This is a genomic window from Bacillus sp. ISL-45 (assembly GCF_018613195.1).
Lineage (GTDB): Bacteria > Bacillota > Bacilli > Bacillales > Cytobacillaceae > Mesobacillus.
This window is the reverse complement of record NZ_JAGGQQ010000005.1, coordinates 1-19682: the sequence shown is the minus strand read 5'-3', so window position 1 is coordinate 19682 and position 19682 is coordinate 1. Positions and strand designations below refer to the sequence as shown.

Genomic DNA, 19682 nt, shown 5'->3' with positions numbered 1-19682 from the left:
ATTACCCCTGTTTCATCCAGGCTCTTTTCTCAAACCTTGTTGCTAGTGGCTACAAAATTGGATTGAATGCCAATGTTTCTCTACAAGATTAAAGCTTATTATGAGAAAAGAGCTTGCAAACTTAATACCGACCTACAAAATGGCTTTTAATCACGTTAAAATCGGCTTTAGGATTTTAACAAAAATCTTTATGAAAACAGCCTTCATCCAATAGCTCTATTTACATTATAATATCAATCCAACAGGTAAAATCAAATTTAAAACAACAAGGGATGCACAAATATTGTGCATCCCAAAAGTTTAAAAGTTTTCTAGTGCTTTTCCGTCCATACGCTGGACTGGGTATGGAGGACAGACGAGCAGTTTCCCCTTTACAACTGTCTCATCCTCTTCATTTTTTCCCATAATCGTGATTTCAACATTATGCTTGCTTTTGATCACTTCAGTTACTTCAAAAAAGAATTGGATTGTTCCATAATGGTAAACTGGCTTAACATACTCAATATCCTGCTTCAGAATATGGCTTCCAGGTCCCGGCAGATACTTTGAAACAGCCGAAGTGATGATTCCATTCAGCATGATTGCTGGAACAATAGGCTTTTCATATGGTGTCTGTGACGCATAATCATGCTGGATATATAAAGGATTCGCATCATTCGTCAATCCCAGATACAACAGGAGATCTTTGTCCTCGATTTTTTCTGTTAATGTCAATTTTTCTCCGACAGTGATTTCTTCTATTTTCCTGCCAAGCTTACGTTTTCTTCCAAGCAGCATAGCATTTACCCCTTTGCAATAGAAGTTCTGGTCCCTAAATCATATACTTTATAAATTGTGTAAAAAAATCGGGGAATATTCCCCGATTTTTAAATTTACTAGTAATCTGTTAACGACTAAGCAAGAACTGCCATGACGTTGCGGACAGCTTCTGCAGACTTATCAAGTGCTGCTTTTTCTTCTGCAGTCAATTCAAGCTCGATTACTTTCTCGATACCGCCTGCTCCAAGGATAGTTGGTACTCCAAGGTATATTCCTTCGTATCCATACTCTCCTTCTAGATATGCAATAGAAGGCAATACACGTCGCTGATCCTTCAGGATAGCTTCGCACATTTCAACCAAGGAAGCTGCCGGCGCATAGTAAGCGCTGCCATTCCCAAGAAGGTTGACGATTTCGCCGCCGCCTTTGCGGGTGCGTTCAACGATAGCATCCAGACGATCTTTTGGCATAAGTGTTTCAAGAGGAATGCCTCCTGCATATGAATAACGCACAAGTGGAACCATGTCATCGCCGTGGCCTCCAAGAACGAAGCCTGTGACATCTTTAACTGACAGGTTTAATTCCTGGGCAACGAAAGTACGGAAACGGGCAGTATCCAAAACTCCCGATTGACCGATTACGCGATTTTTAGGAAAGCCTGACTCTTTGAAAATAGTATATGTCATCGCATCGACAGGATTAGTCAACACAACGATGAAACTGTCAGGAGAGTGCTTGGCGATTTCCTGGGCTACACTTTTCATGATTTTTTGGTTCGTCTGGACAAGGTCATCACGGCTCATGCCGGGTTTTCGTGCAATACCAGCTGTTACAACAACGATGTCTGAGCCTTTCGTATCCTCATAGCTGGAAGTACCGGTAATGTTAGCGTCAAAACCCTGGACGGGGCTCGCTTCAAGCATATCAAGCGCTTTACCCTTTGTAGGGTTTTCCATTTGCGGGATATCGACTAGTACTACATCCCCCAGTTCCTTCTGTGCTAGCAAGAATGCTGTTGTTGCTCCTGTGAATCCTCCACCAATGACTGAAATCTTTTTGCGTTTCAATGACATAAGGCTTCCTCCTCAGAACGAATATATTTTTTAAAATATATGTTATTTATGTAAAGGCTATCCTTATAAAGGATAGCCTTCCGCACATTTTTAGCCCATGTTCTTGATCAGTTCATCACCGAACTCAGAAGTCTTGACTTCTGTAGCGCCATCCATCAAACGAGCAAAGTCATATGTTACAACCTTTGAAGCGATTGACTTTTCCATAGACTTGACGATCAGGTTCGCTGCTTCAGTCCAGCCAAGGTGCTCAAGCAGAAGTACACCTGAAAGGATAACTGAAGATGGGTTAACTTTATCTAAACCAGCATATTTAGGAGCAGTACCATGAGTAGCTTCGAAAATAGCGTGGCCTGTTTCATAGTTGATGTTTGCTCCAGGAGCGATACCGATACCGCCTACCTGTGCTGCAAGTGCATCAGAAATGTAGTCTCCGTTAAGGTTCATTGTTGCAACAACATCGAACTCTTTCGGGCGTGTAAGAATCTGCTGAAGGAAGATATCTGCAATCGCATCTTTAACGATGATTTTGCCGGCAGCTTCTGCGTCAGACTGAGCGTTATTCGCTGCATCAGTACCTTGCTCATCTTTAATCTTGTCATACTGAGCCCACGTGAATACCTTATCACCGAATTCTTTTTCAGCAAGTTCATAACCCCAGTTTTTGAACGCGCCCTCTGTGAATTTCATGATATTGCCTTTATGTACAAGCGTTACTGACTTACGGCCTTCAGTGATGGCGTAATTGATCGCTGAACGTACAAGGCGCTCTGTTCCTTCCTTGGAAACAGGCTTGATACCAAGACCTGAAGTTTCAGGGAAACGGATTTTGTTTACACCCATTTCATTTTGCAGGAATCCAAGAAGTTTCTTGACTTCATCAGATCCGCTTGCATACTCGATACCAGCATAGATATCTTCAGTGTTCTCGCGGAAAATAACCATGTCAGTGTCTTGCGGGCGTTTTACCGGAGAAGGAACACCTTCGAACCAGCGGACAGGACGCAGGCATACGAACAGGTCCAATTCCTGGCGCAATGCAACATTAAGGGAACGGATTCCGCCACCGATAGGTGTTGTTAGAGGACCCTTAATCGCGATTAAGTACTCATTGATCAACTCTAAAGTTTCGCTTGGCAGCCACTCACCAGTCTGGTTGAAGGCCTTTTCTCCAGCAAGAACTTCTTTCCAGACAATTTTGCGCTCACCCTTGTATGCTTTTTCAACAGCAGCATCAAGAACGCGGACAGAAGCTGCCCAGATGTCAGGACCTGTACCGTCACCTTCGATAAAAGGAACGATTGGATTGTTTGGTACGTTTAATACTCCATCTTTAACTGTGATTTTTTCACCTTGCATTTTATTCTCTCCCTCCAAAATCCTCATTCATTTCAGAATCAAAGGTTAGCAGGCTTGTTTGCCACTAACCTTGTACGCGGAAATATCAGGCACCCTTTTCACCTATTAAGGAGTTGAAAAGGGTGCTTGACTTCCTTACTCTCCTATTACAGCAATTTTTCACTGAAAAGTAAAATATTGCTCCTCTATCTCTATAAATTATCTCATTTCAATGGCAACATATTCCTGTTTTCCAGGACCTGTATAGTCGGCGCGTGGGCGGATCAGACGGTTATTGTCATACTGCTCAAGGATATGCGCAAGCCATCCGGATACACGGCTTACAGCAAAGATTGGCGTGAACAGGTCATGATCGATGCCAAGGCTGTGGTATACAGATGCCGAGTAGAAGTCAACGTTTGGCGGCAGGTTCTTTTCGCCCGTCACGATTTCTTCAATCTTTGTGGACATTTCGTACCAGTGAGGTTCACCAGTCAGTCCAGTAAGCCTCTTGGACATTTCTCTCAAATGCTTCGCACGCGGATCTCCCAGACGGTATACGCGGTGTCCAAAGCCCATGATTTTTTCCTTGTTTGCAAGCTTTCCACGGATTGCCGGCTCTACATTATCAAGAGTGCCGATTTCTGTCAGCATCTTCATAACTGCCTCATTTGCTCCTCCGTGCAGAGGTCCTTTCAATGCACCGATGGCAGCTGTGACTCCAGAATACACATCAGAAAGAGTCGCAACACATACACGGGCAGTGAAAGTTGAAGCATTAAGTTCATGGTCAGCATGAAGGACTAATGCCTTGTTCATTGCTTCTACTGCTATTTCATCAGGCTCTTCGCCAGTCAGCATGTATAGGAAGTTAGCCGCGAAATTAAGGTCTTCTCTTGGCGCGATAGGCTCAAGACCCTTTCTTACTCTTGCGAAAGCCGTAACGATTGCCGGCATCTTAGCCTGCAGGCGGATCGCTTTGCGATAATTAGATTCTTTTTCCATCACATCAGCTTCATCATCGTACAATCCTAAAAGAGATACAGCCGAGCGAACTGCAGCCATCGGATGGACTTTGTCAATCGGGTACATCTTGAAATGTTCCAGTACTTCTTTTGGCAAAGCTGCATTCTCTGCAAGCTGCTTCTTCAATTCGTCCAATTCTGCCGCTGTAGGAAGCTGGCGATGCCATAATAAGTAAATCACTTCTTCGAAACTAGCATTTTCAGCTAGATCGTCAATGTCATAGCCTACATAAGTCAGCGTGTCATCGATAATAGAGCTGATAGAAGATGTTGTTGCCACTACCCCTTCAAGACCACGTGTTACTGTCATACTCAATCTCTCCTTTGTAGTTAATTTCCCCATATCCCATTTTGTCTGTATGTTGGATTGCTGTTAAAAACAGCGATATCAGAAAAAAGAAATTTCTGACACTTTATACGAAAAGCCGGACCATTCGCCGGCGACAGACCGATTTCAGCCGAAATGCCACTATTATGATGCTATGGGTATCGAGCGCTTGCTCAGGCAACCGGCAAAAAGAAAATGCTTACATTTTGTTAAATATAAAAACCGCGGATTCTCACTCCAGCCCCAGGCCTATGTAGAGGGATGGAAGCAGTTACAAGTCCTATTATAAACAATTATCTGACATTTGTGAATGAAAACAACTTAAATCAATATAAAATATTATTTTACAAAAAGGCTATTTAAAGAATTCAAAGATTTTCATAGCCGCAAATGCGATACCTGCACCAATCAAAGGGCCTACTGCTACTCCTTTGAATAATGAAACCGCCAAAATCGTTCCCAGTACAAGTGCAGTTGTTATATGGGGATCTTCAGCCAGCAAGGTAACCCCGCCTTTTGCAAGCAAAGCAACTGCCATTCCTGAAATCAGGGCGATCCATGCATAAGGTGACTTGAAAGCACCGCCTAAATCTTTGAAGCCGATATCACCGCTGGCGATTGGTGCCAGGACAGCAATAGTGATTACCGTTACACCCCAATTAATACCCTTTCCCTGCAGCAGCGAAAAAGTCTTGGCTTCAAATCCAGCAATCTTCATCACAATCAGGACCAGCACCGCAAAGATTAGTGATTGGTTTTTCGCCAGAAAAGCAATCGCTAATAAAGTTAGTAAAAAAAGCATAGGCTCTAGCATAAATTTGTCATCCTTCCACGGTAAAAACTATTGTAACATAATTTAAAATATTACACCAAGCAAGTGGGATTATCCTTGCTGCACCTTTTGGTTATACAGAGGTTTGCATAAATCCTAGAGCTCTCTATGCATAGAATAGTGTCCGCAAAAACCTATATTTTATATTTTACTTTTTATAGTGAGAATCCCTTTATAAAGTTGTTCGTAAACAATTTCACTCCTGAGTTAGAACTGTATCCCAGGATATTTTGGATTATAAAGGAATTTTAATAATTTAATAGAATCTTTTAAAAAGATAAGCAGTATATTTTAGAAACTGCTAGAACTGGCTTCTAGCTTATACGATGGATAAACAGTATCGACAACCGTATCCAAAAAGGAGGAACCTGTTTGAATCCCGTATACCTATATAGAACATTGCGTTTCATTTTTGTCATCGGCCTAGTAGTGGCCGGCGCGTTTGCACTTTTTTTCGTTTCCAAGGTAACTTATCCATTCATCATCGGCTTCCTGATTGCCTTTATGATGAATCCGCTCGTCAACTTCTTCCAGACACAGGCAAAAATGCCTAGATCCCTGGCAGTATTCATTTCCCTTTTGCTGATTATGCTGGTGTTCGCAGGATTGGTCACATTGCTGGTGGTCGAAATCGCTTCGGGGGCAGAATACCTTGCGAAAGTAGTCCCTGAACATCTGATTACCTTGATTGATTATATTGAACATTTATTTGCCGCTCAACTCATACCCATTTACAACCAGCTAACCGGTATGTTCCAAAGTCTTGAATCAGGCCAGCAGGATACCATATTGGATAATATCCAGAATGTCGGCGCCACCATCGGAACAACAGCAGGGAATTTTATCAAGGACTTTTTTGAAAAAATCCCCAACATTCTGTCCTGGTTCCCAAACGCAGCAACTGTCCTTATTTTTTCGCTGCTGGGTACTTTCTTTATAAGTAAGGACTGGTATAGATTGTCATCAATGGGAACTAAGCTTTTGCCTAATCGCGCAAGGACAAGCAGCAAGACAGTTTTCGACGATTTAAAAAAAGCCTTATTCGGGTTTGTCAGAGCTCAGGCAACATTGGTTTCGATCACTACCGTCATCATTCTGATTGGTTTGTTGATCCTTCGTATCGATTATGCCATCACGATTGCCCTGGTTACCGGTATAGTGGATATTATCCCCTATCTCGGTACAGGTGCAGTTTTCGTCCCGTGGATTATCTATGAGGCGATTGCCGGCGAGATGAGCACGGCAATCGGGTTAGGTATTTTGTATGTTGTTGTATTGGTCCAGAGACAGATCATGGAGCCGAAAATTCTTTCATCAAGCATAGGCCTTGACCCGCTGGCGACCTTGATCGCCCTGTTCGTCGGTTTCAAGACCATCGGCTTCCTTGGACTTATCGTCGGTCCAGTCATCCTGGTAATTTTCAATACCCTGCAGCGCGCGAATGTATTCCGGGATATTTGGTCTTTCATTAAAGGAAAAGACGAAGTCATCATAAAATAAGGTTGTCGTCATGCTGAATGATATGATCTGAGATCAAATGAAGACAGCTTATACTAAAAAAAGCCAACCGATGAGGGTTGGCTTTTTCTATTTGTCCAGCTCCAGTGCCTAGCCAGTTTTCATCCCTGAGAAGGCTTCCTGGAGTATCTTGCGAGAAGCGTTAGCTTTGAGCAGCTCGAGTCACTTCGGTCCGCCCACTGAGGCACACGAGGTGCTAGATGCGCCAGCCACACGATGTGGCGTTTTAGGCGGGCAGTGCTTGTCGAGGCTGATCAAGGTGCTTGAGCTTTTCTTAGTTAACGAATGACTTTGATTGTACCTTTATCAATCCAGTTACGGAATAATTTCATCATCAGTGCTTTGAAAAACTTCCTGGTCGGTGGTGCCAGCAGTAAAAATCCGAGAGTGTCAGTAATGAAACCGGGTGTCAGCAGAAGGGTACCGCCGACGAGAATGCTCACCCCATCCAGGATCACATCTCCAGGCATCATGCCTCTACTTAGCTGGTCCTGAGTTCTTCTTATCGTTTCCAAACCCTGCTGCTTCGCTAAAAAAGCCCCGAGAAAACCTGTAAGGACGATGAGCAGAATCGTCGGCCATATGCCGATTGTTTGACCCGAAAGAAGCAGGATACCAATCTCAGCAGCCGGAACAATGACTAAAAACAAAAAAATATATTTCATTTTCCACCTCAATGTTTTGGAATAGCGTGTCCTTCTATTATACGTGCCGAGCTGTCAGGAAGACAATAATATGATTGCTCGGTATTCCTTTATAGATCAAATACTTGTCATGAATTTAGTTTTAAGTTTGTCTGACCCTGTATCAACTTCAGACATAATAGGTAAGACCAGAGGAGATCTTGCCAGATATTGGACAACTCCGGACAGCTTTTCCTCATTTCCTATGAAAGCTGTCTGAACTTGGGCTAACTTCAGCAACATAAATAAAAGCGTGAAATCAAAAGTTGATTTCACGCTGAATTTGGGACCTATCTAAGATTATAAAACGCTGGCATGTCCTTTGTAGATGACGCCTCTTGCAGAGTCAACCGTGATTTCCTGGCCATCTTCAAATAGTTGCATGGCGTTTTCTACGCCAACGATGACCGGGATTCCAAGATTTAATCCCACTACTGCTGCGTGGCTTGTCAAACCGCCTTCTTGCGTGATCAAGGCGCTGCACTTCTCGAGCGCTGGTACCATTTCACGGTCTGAACCGATTGTTACCAGGATGCTGCCTTGTTTTACCTTACTGATCGCTTCTTGTGCATCCTTTGCGACGACTACTCTTCCGTATGCAGATTTACGTCCGATACCTTGAGCTTTTGCCAGGATATCACCAACTACATGAATCTTCATCAGGTTCGTTGTGCCTGCTTCTCCAACCGGTACTCCTGCTGTGATAACGACAAGGTCACCGTGGGAAACAAGACCGCTGTTCACACTTTCTTCTACTGCGATTGCGAGCATTTCGTCTGTTGTTTCTGCTTTCTGGCCGAGCTGTGGGTATACTCCCCATACAAGAGCCAGGCGGCGAAGAACATGGTCATTCGAAGTTGCTGCAATGATTGGAGCTTTCGGACGGTATTTTGAGATCATACGTGCTGTATGGCCGCTTTCAGTCGGCGTGATGATTGCATTGACTTCAAGGTTCAACGCTGTATGTGCAACCGATTGTCCGATAGCATCCGTAATATTGTGCTCTGTGTCCTTGCTGCGGGCTGATAAAAGCTCTTTATGATCAAGCGCTTGTTCTGCACGTGATGCGATGTTATGCATTGTCTGTACAGCTTCAACTGGATATTGTCCTGCAGCTGTTTCGCCGGAAAGCATGATGGCATCTGTACCGTCAAAGATTGCGTTTGCTACGTCACTTGCTTCCGCGCGTGTAGGACGAGGGTTGCGCTGCATAGAATCAAGCATCTGGGTTGCTGTGATAACAGGCTTGCCTAGTACATTGCACTTTTTGATCAGGTCTTTTTGAACAAGTGGTACTTCTTCAGCCGGAATTTCAACCCCAAGGTCTCCACGGGCAACCATCAGGCCATCAGAAACTTCAAGAATTTCATTGATGTTGTCGACGCCTTCCTGGTTTTCGATTTTCGGGATGATGTGGATATGGGTTCCGTTGTTTTCCTCAAGAAGCTGGCGGATTTCCAACACGTCTGTTGCTCGGCGAACAAAAGATGCTGCGATAAAATCTACGCCTTGCTCAATACCGAAAAGTATATCCTTGGCGTCTTTTTCGGTGATTCCTGGCAAGTTAACAGATACACCTGGGACATTGACGCCTTTTTTATTTTTAAGCGTTCCGCTGTTGAGAACTCGGGTTTTAATTTCATTGCTGGCCTTGTCGATGCTGATAACTTCCAGCCCGATCAATCCGTCATCAAGGAGAATTTTCGCCCCTGGATGTACATCATCAATCAACTGATCATAAGTAACAGAAAACTTTTCTGCAGTACCTAGAACTTCTGTCATCGAAACGATGCACTCCTGGCCAGTCGTTAGCTCGATCGCACCGTTTTCCATATCGTTCGTACGGATTTCCGGGCCTTTTGTATCAAGAAGAATACCAACATTCTTCCCTGTTTTACTTGCAGCTTCTCTGATATTCTTGATACGTGCAGCGTGTTCCTCGTGGTTTCCGTGTGAAAAATTAAGACGGGAAACATTCATACCTGCTTCAATCAATTGAACCAATTTGTCTACACTTTCACTAGCGGGACCAATTGTACAAACAATTTTTGTTTTGCGCATAGCTTGCAACCTCCTGGTTTACTGTAAAGAGATTAGATAGAAAGCTCTTTCGATAGTTTATATAAGTTCAAGTCAACAGTATGTTCTTTTGCCAAAGCTTCAATGATATCGTAATCAACTAGTTGATTGTTTTCCATTCCGACAGCACGTCCGCCTTTACCTTCCAATAAAAGCTCTACTGCCCGTGCTCCAAGCCTGCTTGCAAGTACACGGTCGAATGCTGTAGGCGTTCCGCCGCGCTGAACATGCCCAAGGACTGTTACGCGAGTGTCAAAGTCAGTCTCTTCCTGCAGTTGCTTCGCGAAATCATATCCGTTCATGACACCCTCAGCTACAACAATGATACTGTGTTTTTTCCCGCGTTCATGCCCTTTTTTCAGACGGTGAGCTATATCCTTCATATCATGCGGATCCTCAGGAATCAGGATTGTTTCTGCACCGCCTGCCAGCCCAGCCCATAATGCCAAGTCTCCAGCGTTGCGTCCCATTACTTCCACAACAAACGTTCTTTCATGCGAAGAAGCAGTATCACGGATTTTATCGATTGCATCGATAACAGTATTAAGCGCTGTATCAAATCCGATTGTAAATTCAGTTCCTGGAATATCATTGTCGATGGTGCCAGGCACACCTACACAAGGGAAGCCCTGCTCCGTCAACGCCTTTGCCCCTCTGTAAGAACCGTCTCCGCCAATAACGACTAGCCCGTCAATACCAAGCTTGTTTAACTGCTCGATTCCTTTTTGCTGGCCTTCTTTTGTCTTGAATTCTTCGCTTCTTGCGGAATAAAGGAAAGTTCCGCCACGATGAATGATATCACCAACAGATCCAAGTTCCAGCTTTTTAATATTTCCGCTCATCAAGCCAGCGTATCCGCCATATACACCATAAACCTCTACATCATGGTAGATGGCTTTTCTAACAACCGCACGTACCGCAGCATTCATGCCGGGCGAATCCCCGCCGCTCGTCAAAACACCAATTCTTTTCATCTTTTCACCTCATTCAATATGTACTGTACCAAAAACTAATCACAATAGTATCCTGTTATTAGCTTATCTTATTATGAACAGAATACCCGGGAATATTTCTAAAATACCACGTAGAATACCGTATCTCAACTGAATCCTCAATATTGACAATAAGACGGAATTATCACGTAATTGCAAGCGCTTCAAAAGGATGTTTACCACAGTTGCGATTGCAATGATGGTTGCTTTTTGATCCATGCTCGAGTTGTCAAGCTTAAGTTTTATAAAATTTGAGCCTTTATAAAAAATAAAACGTGCTGATTGGCACGTTTTATTTTACCCCTATAAATTCAGTTGGAAACGAAAACTCTCCAATTCGTTTGTATTTTTCATATCGCTGGCTCAGCAATGTTTCTTCATCCAGCACAAGCAGTTCGGACATCGAATCTTTTAAAACTTTATCCATATACTTTGCCTGCTGCTTCAGATCTTTATGCGCCCCGCCTTTTACTTCGGGAATGATTTCATCTATAACCCCAAGCCCCTTAAGATCTGGTGCTGTAATCTTCATCGTTTCGGCTGCTTTTTTCGCCAATGAAGAATCCTTCCAGAGAATGGCCGCTGCGCCTTCAGGCGAAATAACGGAGTAGGTGGAGTTTTCCAGCATGTGAATATAATTGCCGACTCCAAGAGCCAGTGCTCCCCCGCTTCCGCCTTCGCCGATGACAACACAGATTACCGGGACCGTAAGTCCAGCCATCTCGAATAGATTGCGGGCAATCGCTTCACTTTGCCCACGCTCTTCTGCCGCTTTTCCGGGATAAGCTCCCTTCGTATCAATGAAGCAAATGATCGGGCGCCTGAATTTTTCAGCTTGCTTCATCAAACGCAGGGCTTTCCTGTAACCTTCGGGATGTGGCATGCCAAAATTCCTGCGGATGTTTTCCTTTGTATCCTTTCCGCGCTGGTGGCCAATGACTGTCACCGGATAGCCATGAAACTTAGCAATACCGCCTACAATTGCTTCATCATCTCCAAATGTCCTGTCACCATGACATTCGAAGAAGTCGGTAAATAGCAAAGAAATATATTCAAGCGTAGTCGGACGATTCGGATGACGGGCAATCTGCACCCTGTCCCATGGTTTCATGTTCTCGTAAATTTCAGATTCGAGCTTTTGGAGCCTTGCTTCAAGTTTATCTATTTCAGAAGTGAGATCGACATCCGCTGTCTTTGTAAATTCCTTTAGCTCGCTGATTTTTTTTCTTAGTTCCAATACCGGTTTCTCAAATTCTAGTTCTCCTGCCATTCGAATGTCCCTCCTGGCTGATGGATTTCAAGTATTCCCGCAATTTTCTCCTTCAGTTCTGTCCTCGGAATCACAGCGTCTAGCTGGCCGTGCTTAAGCAAGAATTCCGATGTCTGGAAGTCTTCCGGCAGTTCTTCGCGGATTGTCTGTTCAATGATTCTTCGTCCTGCGAATCCGATCAAAGCTCCCGGTTCTGCAAGATTGTAATCCCCCAATGAAGCAAAGCTCGCTGAAACTCCTCCTGTTGTCGGGTGAGTCATGATTGAGATGATCAACCCGCCATTATCACTGAACCTTTTCAATGCGACGCTTGTTTTGGCCATTTGCATTAAGCTTAGGACACCTTCTTGCATCCTCGCTCCGCCCGATGCGGTAAAAATGATGAATGGAATGGATAATTCATCGGCTTTTTCAATCGCCCGCGTAATCTTTTCGCCTACCACAGAACCCATGCTTCCCATCCTGAATGTCGCATCCATGACCGCAATCGCGACATCGCAGCCGTTCACACTGCCTATCCCGGTTACTACTGCTTCATTTAAACCTGTTTTTTCCCTGTCCTTGTCGAGCTTACCCTCATATTCAGGAAAACCCAATGGATTGCCTGAGATCATGTCGCGGTCCAGCTCGCGGAAGCTTCCCGCATCGAGAAAGCTATCGATCCGTTCTGCTGAATTCATCTGATGGTGGTAACCGCATTGGAAACACACCTTACAATTTTTATTCAGTTCTTTTGTATACATGATTTTCTTGCAGTTCGGGCATTTCGTCATGATTCCTTCAGGAACATCCTGCTTCGCTGCTTCAGAAGGAATTGTCGCGTACTTTTTCTTTTTCGTTTTCGTAAAAAGCTCCTTAAGCAAGTTAAAACCCCCTCCGAATAATACTGGTTGTTTTGTAATACCTTAAATTTAGGAACAAAGCACTAAGTGGCCAGACCACTTTTTCAAAAAAGAAAGAGAGGCTGCCCTCCAGGCATCATAGGCATGTCCACAAGTATATAACATCCTTTCTACAAAAGATGTTACTTCATGTCGTCATTCCGTCGACATTTTCCGTAGCATGCGATATCTTTCCAGGATCAGATCTCCTCTTTTTGTTTCAAGTGAGTCTACCAGTTTGTGATAATCTTCTTTTTCAGCATCTGATACTTTCAGCTGAAGTGCACTATAATAATCATTCAGTATATACCAAATTCGATAAAAAAGATGATTGTCGGCAAGGTCGGCAATTTTCCTGAAAAATTCCCCGTCCTCAAAATTATGGTCATCTATCCAGACCTTTAATCTTCTGATTTCGTCTTCCTTTATCTTTTCAGCTGCCAGGTACAGACAATCGACCTCAATCATATTTTTCGTTTCGACAACATCATTTTTTGCTTTTTCATCCTGCAGGATAAAGGTGCTTAATAATTGGACAAGCTGGTTGCCGCGGAAGTCCCTGATGAATGTTCCTTCTCCCCTTCTCGTCTCAATCAAGCCGAGAAGCTCTAGGGCGCGCAATGCCTCGCGAACGGAGGAGCGCCCGGCATTCAGGCGCTCTGAAAGTTCACGTTCGGATGGAATTTTATCCCCGGGCTTTAAGCCGTCTTTATTAATCATTTCCCTTAGCTGCCTGACGATTTCCACATAAACCTTTGTGCTTTTTTCAGGCTGTGTCACTAAGAGATCACTCACCTTTTCCAATCAATGCTAGGCGCATGGTGCGCTCTTTGACTTCTTCCGGATCTACTTTAATTCGCGCGACGCCGGTTTCCATCGCCGCATTCGCAACAGCCGCCGCAACAGCAGGTGCCACACGCGGGTCAAACGGGCCTGGAATGACGTAATCACTTGAAAGCTCGGATTCCTCAATCAAGCTGGCGATTGCATTAACAGCAGCTACCTTCATTTTTTCATTGATATGGGTAGCCCTGGCATCCAATGCTCCGCGGAAGATTCCCGGGAATGCAAGAACATTATTTACCTGGTTAGGGAAGTCGGATCGGCCTGTACCTATGACTGCCGCTCCAGCTGCCTTGGCTTCATCAGGCATGATTTCCGGCACCGGATTGGCCATTGCAAAAATAACCGGATTATTATTCATTGTCTGGACCATTTCAGAAGTCAGTGCTCCAGCGACAGAAACTCCGATGAATACATCTGCTCCCTTGATGGCATCCGCAAGTGATCCTTCAACATTGTCACGGTTCGTGAATTTAGCCACTTCGTCCTTGATCGCATTCATGCCGTTAGAGCGGCCTTCATAAATCGCACCCTTTGTATCGCACATGATGATGTCCCGGACTCCGTAAGAATAGAGAAGCTTAATGATCGCAATTCCAGCAGCTCCTGCTCCGTTCGCGACCACTTTAATTTCATTCATTTTTTTGCCGACAATTTTCAAGGCATTTACGAGACCAGCCACTGTGACAATCGCTGTTCCGTGCTGATCATCATGGAATACCGGAATATTCGTTTCTTTTTTCAAGCGTTCTTCTATAGCGAAACAGTTTGGAGCTGCGATGTCCTCCAGGTTGACTCCGCCAAAAGTCGGCTCCAGCAGCTTTACAGTCTCGACAATCTTATCAACATCTGTTGTATTCAAACAAATAGGAAAGGCATCGACTCCGGCAAAGCTCTTAAAAAGAACAGCTTTTCCTTCCATTACTGGAAGGGCTGCTTCAGGACCGATATTCCCCAGGCCCAATACAGCTGTGCCATCAGAAACAACGGCTACCATATTGCCCTTCATTGTATAATCAAAAACAGTTTCGGGCTTATCATATATTTCCTTGCAAGGCTCCGCCACCCCTGGCGAATAAGCAAGGCTTAAGTCCCTTGCATTCCTTACAGGTACTTTTGATTTTGACTCTAATTTCCCTTTATTTACACGGTGCATGTGCAAAGCTTCTTCACGTAAAGTCAACTCAGGTCCACTCCTTAGTTATAGGCTTTCTTCGTCAAAATTTGGCTTTTGCCATACTCCATTCAGCTATGAACCAGAGAAGAGCAATATTTTCGCCAAAACGACAATAATAAAATACCTGGTTATAGAAAAAGTCTTCAGTGGTCTGACCACACATATCCTTTTCCAATATAACACATCTATTATACTTGTAAAGAACTAATTTTTCAGGACAACATTATTGTCACCCAATACCTTCTTTAGTTCTCTAATACTTCCTTGTTCTGTGCTTACACTGAACTCGTTTGGCAGCAGGAGCGATTTTTCGGTTTCTTCGTTATACACTATAACCGGTACAGCACCATGATGTTTTTTCAATAAAGCTTTAAGTTCATTCATCTTTCCGGCACTGTCCGTCCCTTTAGCGATCCGCAAATATAAAACAGGTTCTTTTCTTGCTTCCCTGTCAAGGTCAATAACCTGGTTCACGATAAATTGGCTCTTCCCTTCCCGTTCATCGAACTTGCCTTCCAGCAGCGCCATTTTCCCCTGGCCCAAAACATTTCCGTACTGCTTATATACAGCCGGGAATACGACAGCATCTGTTTCCCCGCTTGCATCGCTAATGGTAAGGAACGCCATTGCTTCGCCTTTTTTCGTCCGGATTTTCTTATCCTCAGTGATATAGACGCCAAGCCTGACTTTGCTTCCCGGAGATTTCGAGGCAATCTTTTTGACACCGGCTGCCTTGAATTCCTTTTCATAAATGGAAGCGGGATGCTTCGACAAATAGACTCCGAGTACGTCCTTTTCGAGGCTGAGCTTGTCTTCGATCCGCATCGGGTCGACCTCGGTATACTTTGGCTTCAGAGAAAACTCTGCTTCTGCGAACATATCAATCTGGCCGGAATCATCAGGGGCCACAAGCTGTGCATGTTCAATCGCAACATCAACCGTCGCTAAAAGGACGGCGCGGTCCTGGCCGAATTCATCGAACGCGCCTGAATAAATCAGTGCTTCGAGCACTTTTCTTGTGGCAGCCTTTTGGGGCACACGAATGCAAAAATCGAATATATCCTTAAAAGGCTTGTTTCGTCTTGCCTGGAATATTTCCTTCAGTGAGGCGATTCCTACTCCTTTTATTCCGGCGAGGCTGTAGCGGACTGCATCCCCTTCTGGCTGGAAGCTGAAGGCACTTTTGTTGATGGAAGGAGGAAGAAGTTTGATCCCCATTTGCTGCAGTTCTCTTGCATACTGTGCGATCTTAACATCATTCCCGATTGCTGACGTCAGCAGCGCCGCCATAAAATACAGCGGATAATGAGCTTTGAGGTACGCCAGCTGGTAGGCAATCATGCTATATGCAACCGCATGGCTCCGGTTAAAGCCATAGTTAGCAAATCGGACGATCAAATCATAGATAAGATTCGCTGTTTGCGTGTCATATCCTTTCTTTACAGAACCATTTACAAAATGTTCACGTTCCTGGGCAAGAACTTCCTTCTTCTTCTTTGAAACTGCTCTCCTCAGCAAATCCGCTTCTCCCAGGGAAAATCCGGCAAGCTGTGAAGCAATCTGCATGATTTGCTCCTGGTAAACGATGACCCCGTATGTGTCCCGGAGAATGGGTTCGAGATCCTTATGATAATAGTCTATAGGCTGCCTTCCGTGCTTGCGGTCAATGAACAATGGAATATTCTCCATCGGACCTGGACGATAAAGGGCATTGACTGCGACAATATCTTCAAACCTCGTTGGTTCCAGCCTTGTCAGTACCTTTCTCATCCCGTCAGATTCCAGCTGGAAAATACCTGTCGTTTCTCCCCTTCCAAGCATCTCGAAGGTTAGCTTATCTTCAGCCGGGATATCATGAATGTCCAGCTCGCGCCTTGTTTTTTGCTTGATGGACTGAAGGATCGAATCTATTAAGGTCAGATTCCTCAAGCCCAGGAAGTCCATCTTCAACAAGCCTAATTCTTCAAGGTGATCCATTGAATATTGAGTAAGGAACACCTTCGACTGGCCGGACTGGATCGGCACGACATTTGTAAGCGGCTGTTCGCTGATTACAACTCCCGCAGCATGTGTGGACGTATGCCGGGGCAAGCCTTCGAGTTTCATTGCCGTTTCAAGGATTCTCTTATTCTTGGACGATTCTTCGATAAAACTCCTTAACCCGGCAGATTCCTCGATTGCATCTTTCAGGGTAATGCCAAGCCTTGATGGCACAAGCCTTGACAGACGATCAAGCTCCTTCGCGTTCAAGCCGAATACGCGGCCAACATCCCTTACCGCTGCTTTCGCGGCAAGTGTTCCAAAAGTTGCAATCTGTGCTACATGAAGCTCCCCGTATTTTGCCGCGACATATTCAATAACCTCATCCCTGCGGTTATCAGGGAAGTCGATATCGATATCTGGCATTGAAATACGTTCAGGATTCAAGAACCTTTCAAAGAGAAGGCTATGTTCAATCGGGTCTGCATCCGTTATGTACAATACATATGAAACGATTGAACCAGCCGCAGAACCACGCCCCGGTCCGATGAGGATTCCTCTTTCCCGCGAGTATTTTATGAAATCCCAGACAATCAGGAAGTAATCACTGAATTTCATTTTTTTAATGACTGATAACTCATATTTCAGCCTGTCTTTGTGTTGTTGGGACGGATTTCCGTATCGCTCTTCTAATCCCTTAAAGCAAAGTTCCTCTAGCATTCCATCCGCATTTTTCCCAGGAGGGACCGGGAACTTTGGCAGATGCCTTGTTTCGAAATCAAGCATGACATTGCAGTCCTCTGCTATTTTCAGGGTATTTTCCAATGCTTCTGGATAATCCGAGAACAGCTCGCCCACTTCTTTTGCCGGCTTTAGGTAGAACTCACTGCTGCCCAGCTTTTCACGGGCATCATCCTGGAGCTTCTCCCCATTTTTGATCGCCAGCAGGCACTCCTGGGCAAAAGAATCTTCTTTTTCCAGATAATGCACCTGGTTGGAAGCAGCCAGTGGAGTGCTGGTTTCCGTACCCACCCTTGCCAGCTGTTCAACCAGCTCCTCTTGTCCCGGAAGGCCCTGGTCCTGTATGGCCAGGTAAAAATGATCCCTGCCAAAAATCTGCTTATATAAATCCAGCGTCTTTAGCGCTTTCTCTTTTTCACCATTTGCTAAATAATACTCGATTTCTCCCTGGGTCCCAGAAGTAAGCGCAATTAGTCCTGAAGCATAATGCTTCAGCCATTTCACCGGTATTCCCTCGGGAGATTTTGTCTGTACAGCACTTGAAATCTTGATCAGGTTCTGGAACCCCTCATTGTTTTTCGCGAGCAGCACAAGCGGAAAGGACTCATCTTCCAAAGTCTCGCTGACAACGTCAACCGTCAGGCCCAACAAAGGTTTGATTGAGTTCTTCAGGCATTCTTTGTAAAATGCGACTGTTCCGTACATTACATTGCGATCCGTCAGTGCGAGTGCGGAAAATCCTTTTGCCCTGGCATCGCGGACTAGCTGCTCTACTGTCGCCGTACTGGTGAGCAGGCTGTATGCGCTATAGACATGAAGGTGAATAAATGGCATTTCTCTCACACCCTTAAAGGTTCATCTTCTTTCATTATAGGCTTTTCAGGTAAAAAAAGAAAATATGTTCTCATTTCTTCAAGGAAGTTTAAACATATTGATTGCAGATTGTCCATATGATGAATTACGAGGAAAAAATCTACCATTTACTGAGGGTGTTTTATTTGAATCAGCCATTTGCTTCCCATCTGTTCGAAGCCTATTTTATCGCGCTCGGTGTTTTGCTTGGCGGCTCGCTGATTGGCGGATTAGCCGCTTTTTTGACAGGACAGCCTTTGATGACGGAAATTGCGCGCTTCTCAAGTTCCATCCGTATATGGGCGATCATTGCTGCGATCGGCGGTACCTTTGATACTGTCTACAGCTTTGAACGCGGTCTTTTAAACGGTGAAACGAAAGATATTTTCAAGCAGTTCCTTTTGATCCTCACAGCCATGGGCGGTGCGCAGACAGGAGCACTGCTGATCAACTGGCTGACGCAGGAGCATGTATAAAATGAGAATCCCTCCTTATTACCGCAGACCTGAGTGGCAGAGATTTTTTTCTGGTATGGCCATAGGCGCTCTCCTGAGTTGGGTATTATTTTTATACATTCATGGTGTTTGGATGGAAAAACAGGCAAAAAAAATTGAGCAGCAGAAGGATGAAATAGCCGACCTGAAAAGCGATATCCAGATCTGGATGGAGGATTACGAAGAGCTAAACAAGAAGAATCAAGAGAATTTGACTGTCCAGGAGATCAAAGTGAAAATCGTCAATGATAAAAAATATAAGCAGCTTGATACGCTAAGTATCTACGAGATCGAGGAGGAAACCAAGGGGCAGTTGAACATGCTTCTTGCCAAGGATTTAGATTCGGTTTTTAAAAGCAGGGATTTGATCACCAAGGTCATAGAAAACAAATCCATTAAGGTGAATGACAAACGCTATAAGCTGAAAATCAAGTCGATGGTCATCTATACATCCGTCAGCATTCAGGTGGAGATTAGCCTGGATTGATCGGGGAGCCAGTATTCATGCCTGGTTTGGGTGAGAGCATGGAAAATCCTTGCGATTACAGCTGCTCTTTGACAGCTTTGTAGCGTTCTGCATGAAAGCTGTCATAATCCCGGCTTTTACTTGACAGCTTTGGGCTCTCAACCCTGCAACCTGTCACAATAACCACGTTTTCTTGACAGCTTTGTGCTCTCAACCCTGAAACCTGTCATAATTACCATGTTTTCTTGACAGCTTTGTGCTCTCAACCCTGCAACCTGTCACAATTACCACGTTTTCTTGACAGCTTTGTGCTCTCAACCCTGAAACCTGTCATAATTACCATGTTTTCTT

The 19682-nt window shown here is 44.4% G+C and carries 16 protein-coding genes; 3 read left to right on the top strand and 13 right to left on the bottom strand.

All coding sequences use genetic code 11. From position 1 onward, the window contains the following. Positions 1–300: 300 nt before the first annotated feature. The 5 genes from J7E35_RS05540 to J7E35_RS05520 all read right to left on the bottom strand — a co-directional run bounded on the left by J7E35_RS05540 (position 301) and on the right by J7E35_RS05520 (position 5337). Positions 301–777 carry a MaoC/PaaZ C-terminal domain-containing protein gene (locus tag J7E35_RS05540; protein ID WP_214777797.1) on the bottom strand — a complete coding sequence of 159 codons (477 nt, stop codon included), beginning with the start codon at positions 775–777 and terminating at the stop codon, positions 301–303. Between the two features lie 116 nt (positions 778–893). Further along, positions 894–1832, bottom strand: coding sequence for a malate dehydrogenase (gene mdh / locus J7E35_RS05535; RefSeq protein ID WP_214777795.1), 939 nt, complete (start codon positions 1830–1832; stop codon positions 894–896). A 90-nt stretch (positions 1833–1922) separates the two neighbouring features. Continuing rightward, positions 1923–3191, bottom strand: a complete 1269-nt coding sequence (gene icd / locus J7E35_RS05530; RefSeq protein WP_214777793.1) for an NADP-dependent isocitrate dehydrogenase — start codon at positions 3189–3191, stop codon at positions 1923–1925. A 198-nt stretch (positions 3192–3389) separates the two neighbouring features. Next, entirely contained in the window at positions 3390–4505 is a 1116-nt protein-coding gene (gene citZ, locus J7E35_RS05525) for a citrate synthase (protein WP_214777791.1), read from the bottom strand. A 373-nt stretch (positions 4506–4878) separates the two neighbouring features. Further along, positions 4879–5337, bottom strand: a complete 459-nt coding sequence (locus tag J7E35_RS05520) for a DUF441 domain-containing protein (RefSeq protein ID WP_192471420.1) — start codon at positions 5335–5337, stop codon at positions 4879–4881. Positions 5338–5727: 390 nt separating this feature from the next. Between J7E35_RS05520 and ytvI the strand changes: the two genes are divergently transcribed. Then, positions 5728–6855, top strand: coding sequence for a sporulation integral membrane protein YtvI (gene ytvI, locus J7E35_RS05515; protein ID WP_214777789.1), 1128 nt, complete (start codon positions 5728–5730; stop codon positions 6853–6855). Positions 6856–7151: 296 nt separating this feature from the next. Here the strand turns inward: ytvI and J7E35_RS05510 are convergent, their stop codons facing one another. From J7E35_RS05510 to dnaE, 8 genes are all read right to left on the bottom strand, one after another. Beyond that, complete coding sequence (locus J7E35_RS05510) at positions 7152–7538, bottom strand: FxsA family protein (RefSeq protein WP_214777787.1); 387 nt, start codon at positions 7536–7538, stop codon at positions 7152–7154. 318 nt (positions 7539–7856) lie between these two features. Next, positions 7857–9617 carry a pyruvate kinase gene (gene pyk / locus J7E35_RS05505; RefSeq protein ID WP_214777785.1) on the bottom strand — a complete coding sequence of 587 codons (1761 nt, stop codon included), beginning with the start codon at positions 9615–9617 and terminating at the stop codon, positions 7857–7859. Between the two features lie 32 nt (positions 9618–9649). Continuing rightward, positions 9650–10609: a 6-phosphofructokinase gene (gene pfkA, locus J7E35_RS05500; RefSeq protein WP_214777783.1), complete on the bottom strand. Its 960-nt coding sequence runs from the start codon at positions 10607–10609 to the stop codon at positions 9650–9652. A gap of 310 nt (positions 10610–10919) precedes the next feature. Further along, a complete protein-coding gene (gene accA, locus J7E35_RS05495; protein WP_214777781.1) occupies positions 10920–11897 on the bottom strand; it encodes an acetyl-CoA carboxylase carboxyl transferase subunit alpha in 978 nt (325 codons plus the stop codon). Then, a complete protein-coding gene (gene accD / locus J7E35_RS05490) occupies positions 11882–12760 on the bottom strand; it encodes an acetyl-CoA carboxylase, carboxyltransferase subunit beta (RefSeq protein ID WP_214777778.1) in 879 nt (292 codons plus the stop codon). The genes accA and accD overlap by 16 nt, the downstream gene beginning before the upstream one ends. Before the next feature lie 174 nt (positions 12761–12934). Further along, positions 12935–13498: a GntR family transcriptional regulator gene (locus J7E35_RS05485; RefSeq protein ID WP_251009620.1), complete on the bottom strand. Its 564-nt coding sequence runs from the start codon at positions 13496–13498 to the stop codon at positions 12935–12937. 67 nt (positions 13499–13565) lie between these two features. Next, positions 13566–14804, bottom strand: coding sequence for an NADP-dependent malic enzyme (gene ystJ / locus J7E35_RS05480; protein ID WP_214777776.1), 1239 nt, complete (start codon positions 14802–14804; stop codon positions 13566–13568). Between the two features lie 198 nt (positions 14805–15002). Continuing rightward, entirely contained in the window at positions 15003–18353 is a 3351-nt protein-coding gene (dnaE, locus tag J7E35_RS05475) for a DNA polymerase III subunit alpha (protein WP_214777774.1), read from the bottom strand. Positions 18354–18469: 116 nt separating this feature from the next. On the opposite strand from dnaE, the gene ytrH reads away from it, so the two are divergent. Together ytrH and ytrI are read left to right on the top strand one after the other, a co-directional pair. Next, positions 18470–18847: a sporulation membrane protein YtrH gene (gene ytrH, locus J7E35_RS05470; RefSeq protein ID WP_214777772.1), complete on the top strand. Its 378-nt coding sequence runs from the start codon at positions 18470–18472 to the stop codon at positions 18845–18847. Between the two features lies 1 nt (position 18848). Beyond that, positions 18849–19352 carry a sporulation membrane protein YtrI gene (ytrI, locus tag J7E35_RS05465; protein ID WP_214777770.1) on the top strand — a complete coding sequence of 168 codons (504 nt, stop codon included), beginning with the start codon at positions 18849–18851 and terminating at the stop codon, positions 19350–19352. Positions 19353–19682: the final 330 nt, after the last annotated feature.

Excerpts from the sequence above, each read along its gene's own strand:
- J7E35_RS05540 (WP_214777797.1), bottom strand. The coding sequence starts at position 777 with ATGCTGCTTGGAAGAAAACGTAAGCTTGGCAGGAAAATAGAAGAAATC.
- pyk (WP_214777785.1), bottom strand. The coding sequence starts at position 9,617 with ATGCGCAAAACAAAAATTGTTTGTACAATTGGTCCCGCTAGTGAAAGT.
- accA (WP_214777781.1), bottom strand. The coding sequence starts at position 11,897 with ATGGCAGGAGAACTAGAATTTGAGAAACCGGTATTGGAACTAAGAAAA.
- citZ (WP_214777791.1), bottom strand. The coding sequence starts at position 4,505 with ATGACAGTAACACGTGGTCTTGAAGGGGTAGTGGCAACAACATCTTCT.
- J7E35_RS05485 (WP_251009620.1), bottom strand. The coding sequence starts at position 13,498 with ATGATTAATAAAGACGGCTTAAAGCCCGGGGATAAAATTCCATCCGAA.
- J7E35_RS05510 (WP_214777787.1), bottom strand. The coding sequence starts at position 7,538 with ATGAAATATATTTTTTTGTTTTTAGTCATTGTTCCGGCTGCTGAGATT.
- ytrH (WP_214777772.1), top strand. The coding sequence starts at position 18,470 with ATGATGAATTACGAGGAAAAAATCTACCATTTACTGAGGGTGTTTTAT.
- dnaE (WP_214777774.1), bottom strand. The coding sequence starts at position 18,353 with ATGCCATTTATTCACCTTCATGTCTATAGCGCATACAGCCTGCTCACC.
- ytrI (WP_214777770.1), top strand. The coding sequence starts at position 18,849 with ATGAGAATCCCTCCTTATTACCGCAGACCTGAGTGGCAGAGATTTTTT.
- pfkA (WP_214777783.1), bottom strand. The coding sequence starts at position 10,609 with ATGAAAAGAATTGGTGTTTTGACGAGCGGCGGGGATTCGCCCGGCATG.
- J7E35_RS05520 (WP_192471420.1), bottom strand. The coding sequence starts at position 5,337 with ATGCTAGAGCCTATGCTTTTTTTACTAACTTTATTAGCGATTGCTTTT.
- icd (WP_214777793.1), bottom strand. The coding sequence starts at position 3,191 with ATGCAAGGTGAAAAAATCACAGTTAAAGATGGAGTATTAAACGTACCA.
- mdh (WP_214777795.1), bottom strand. The coding sequence starts at position 1,832 with ATGTCATTGAAACGCAAAAAGATTTCAGTCATTGGTGGAGGATTCACA.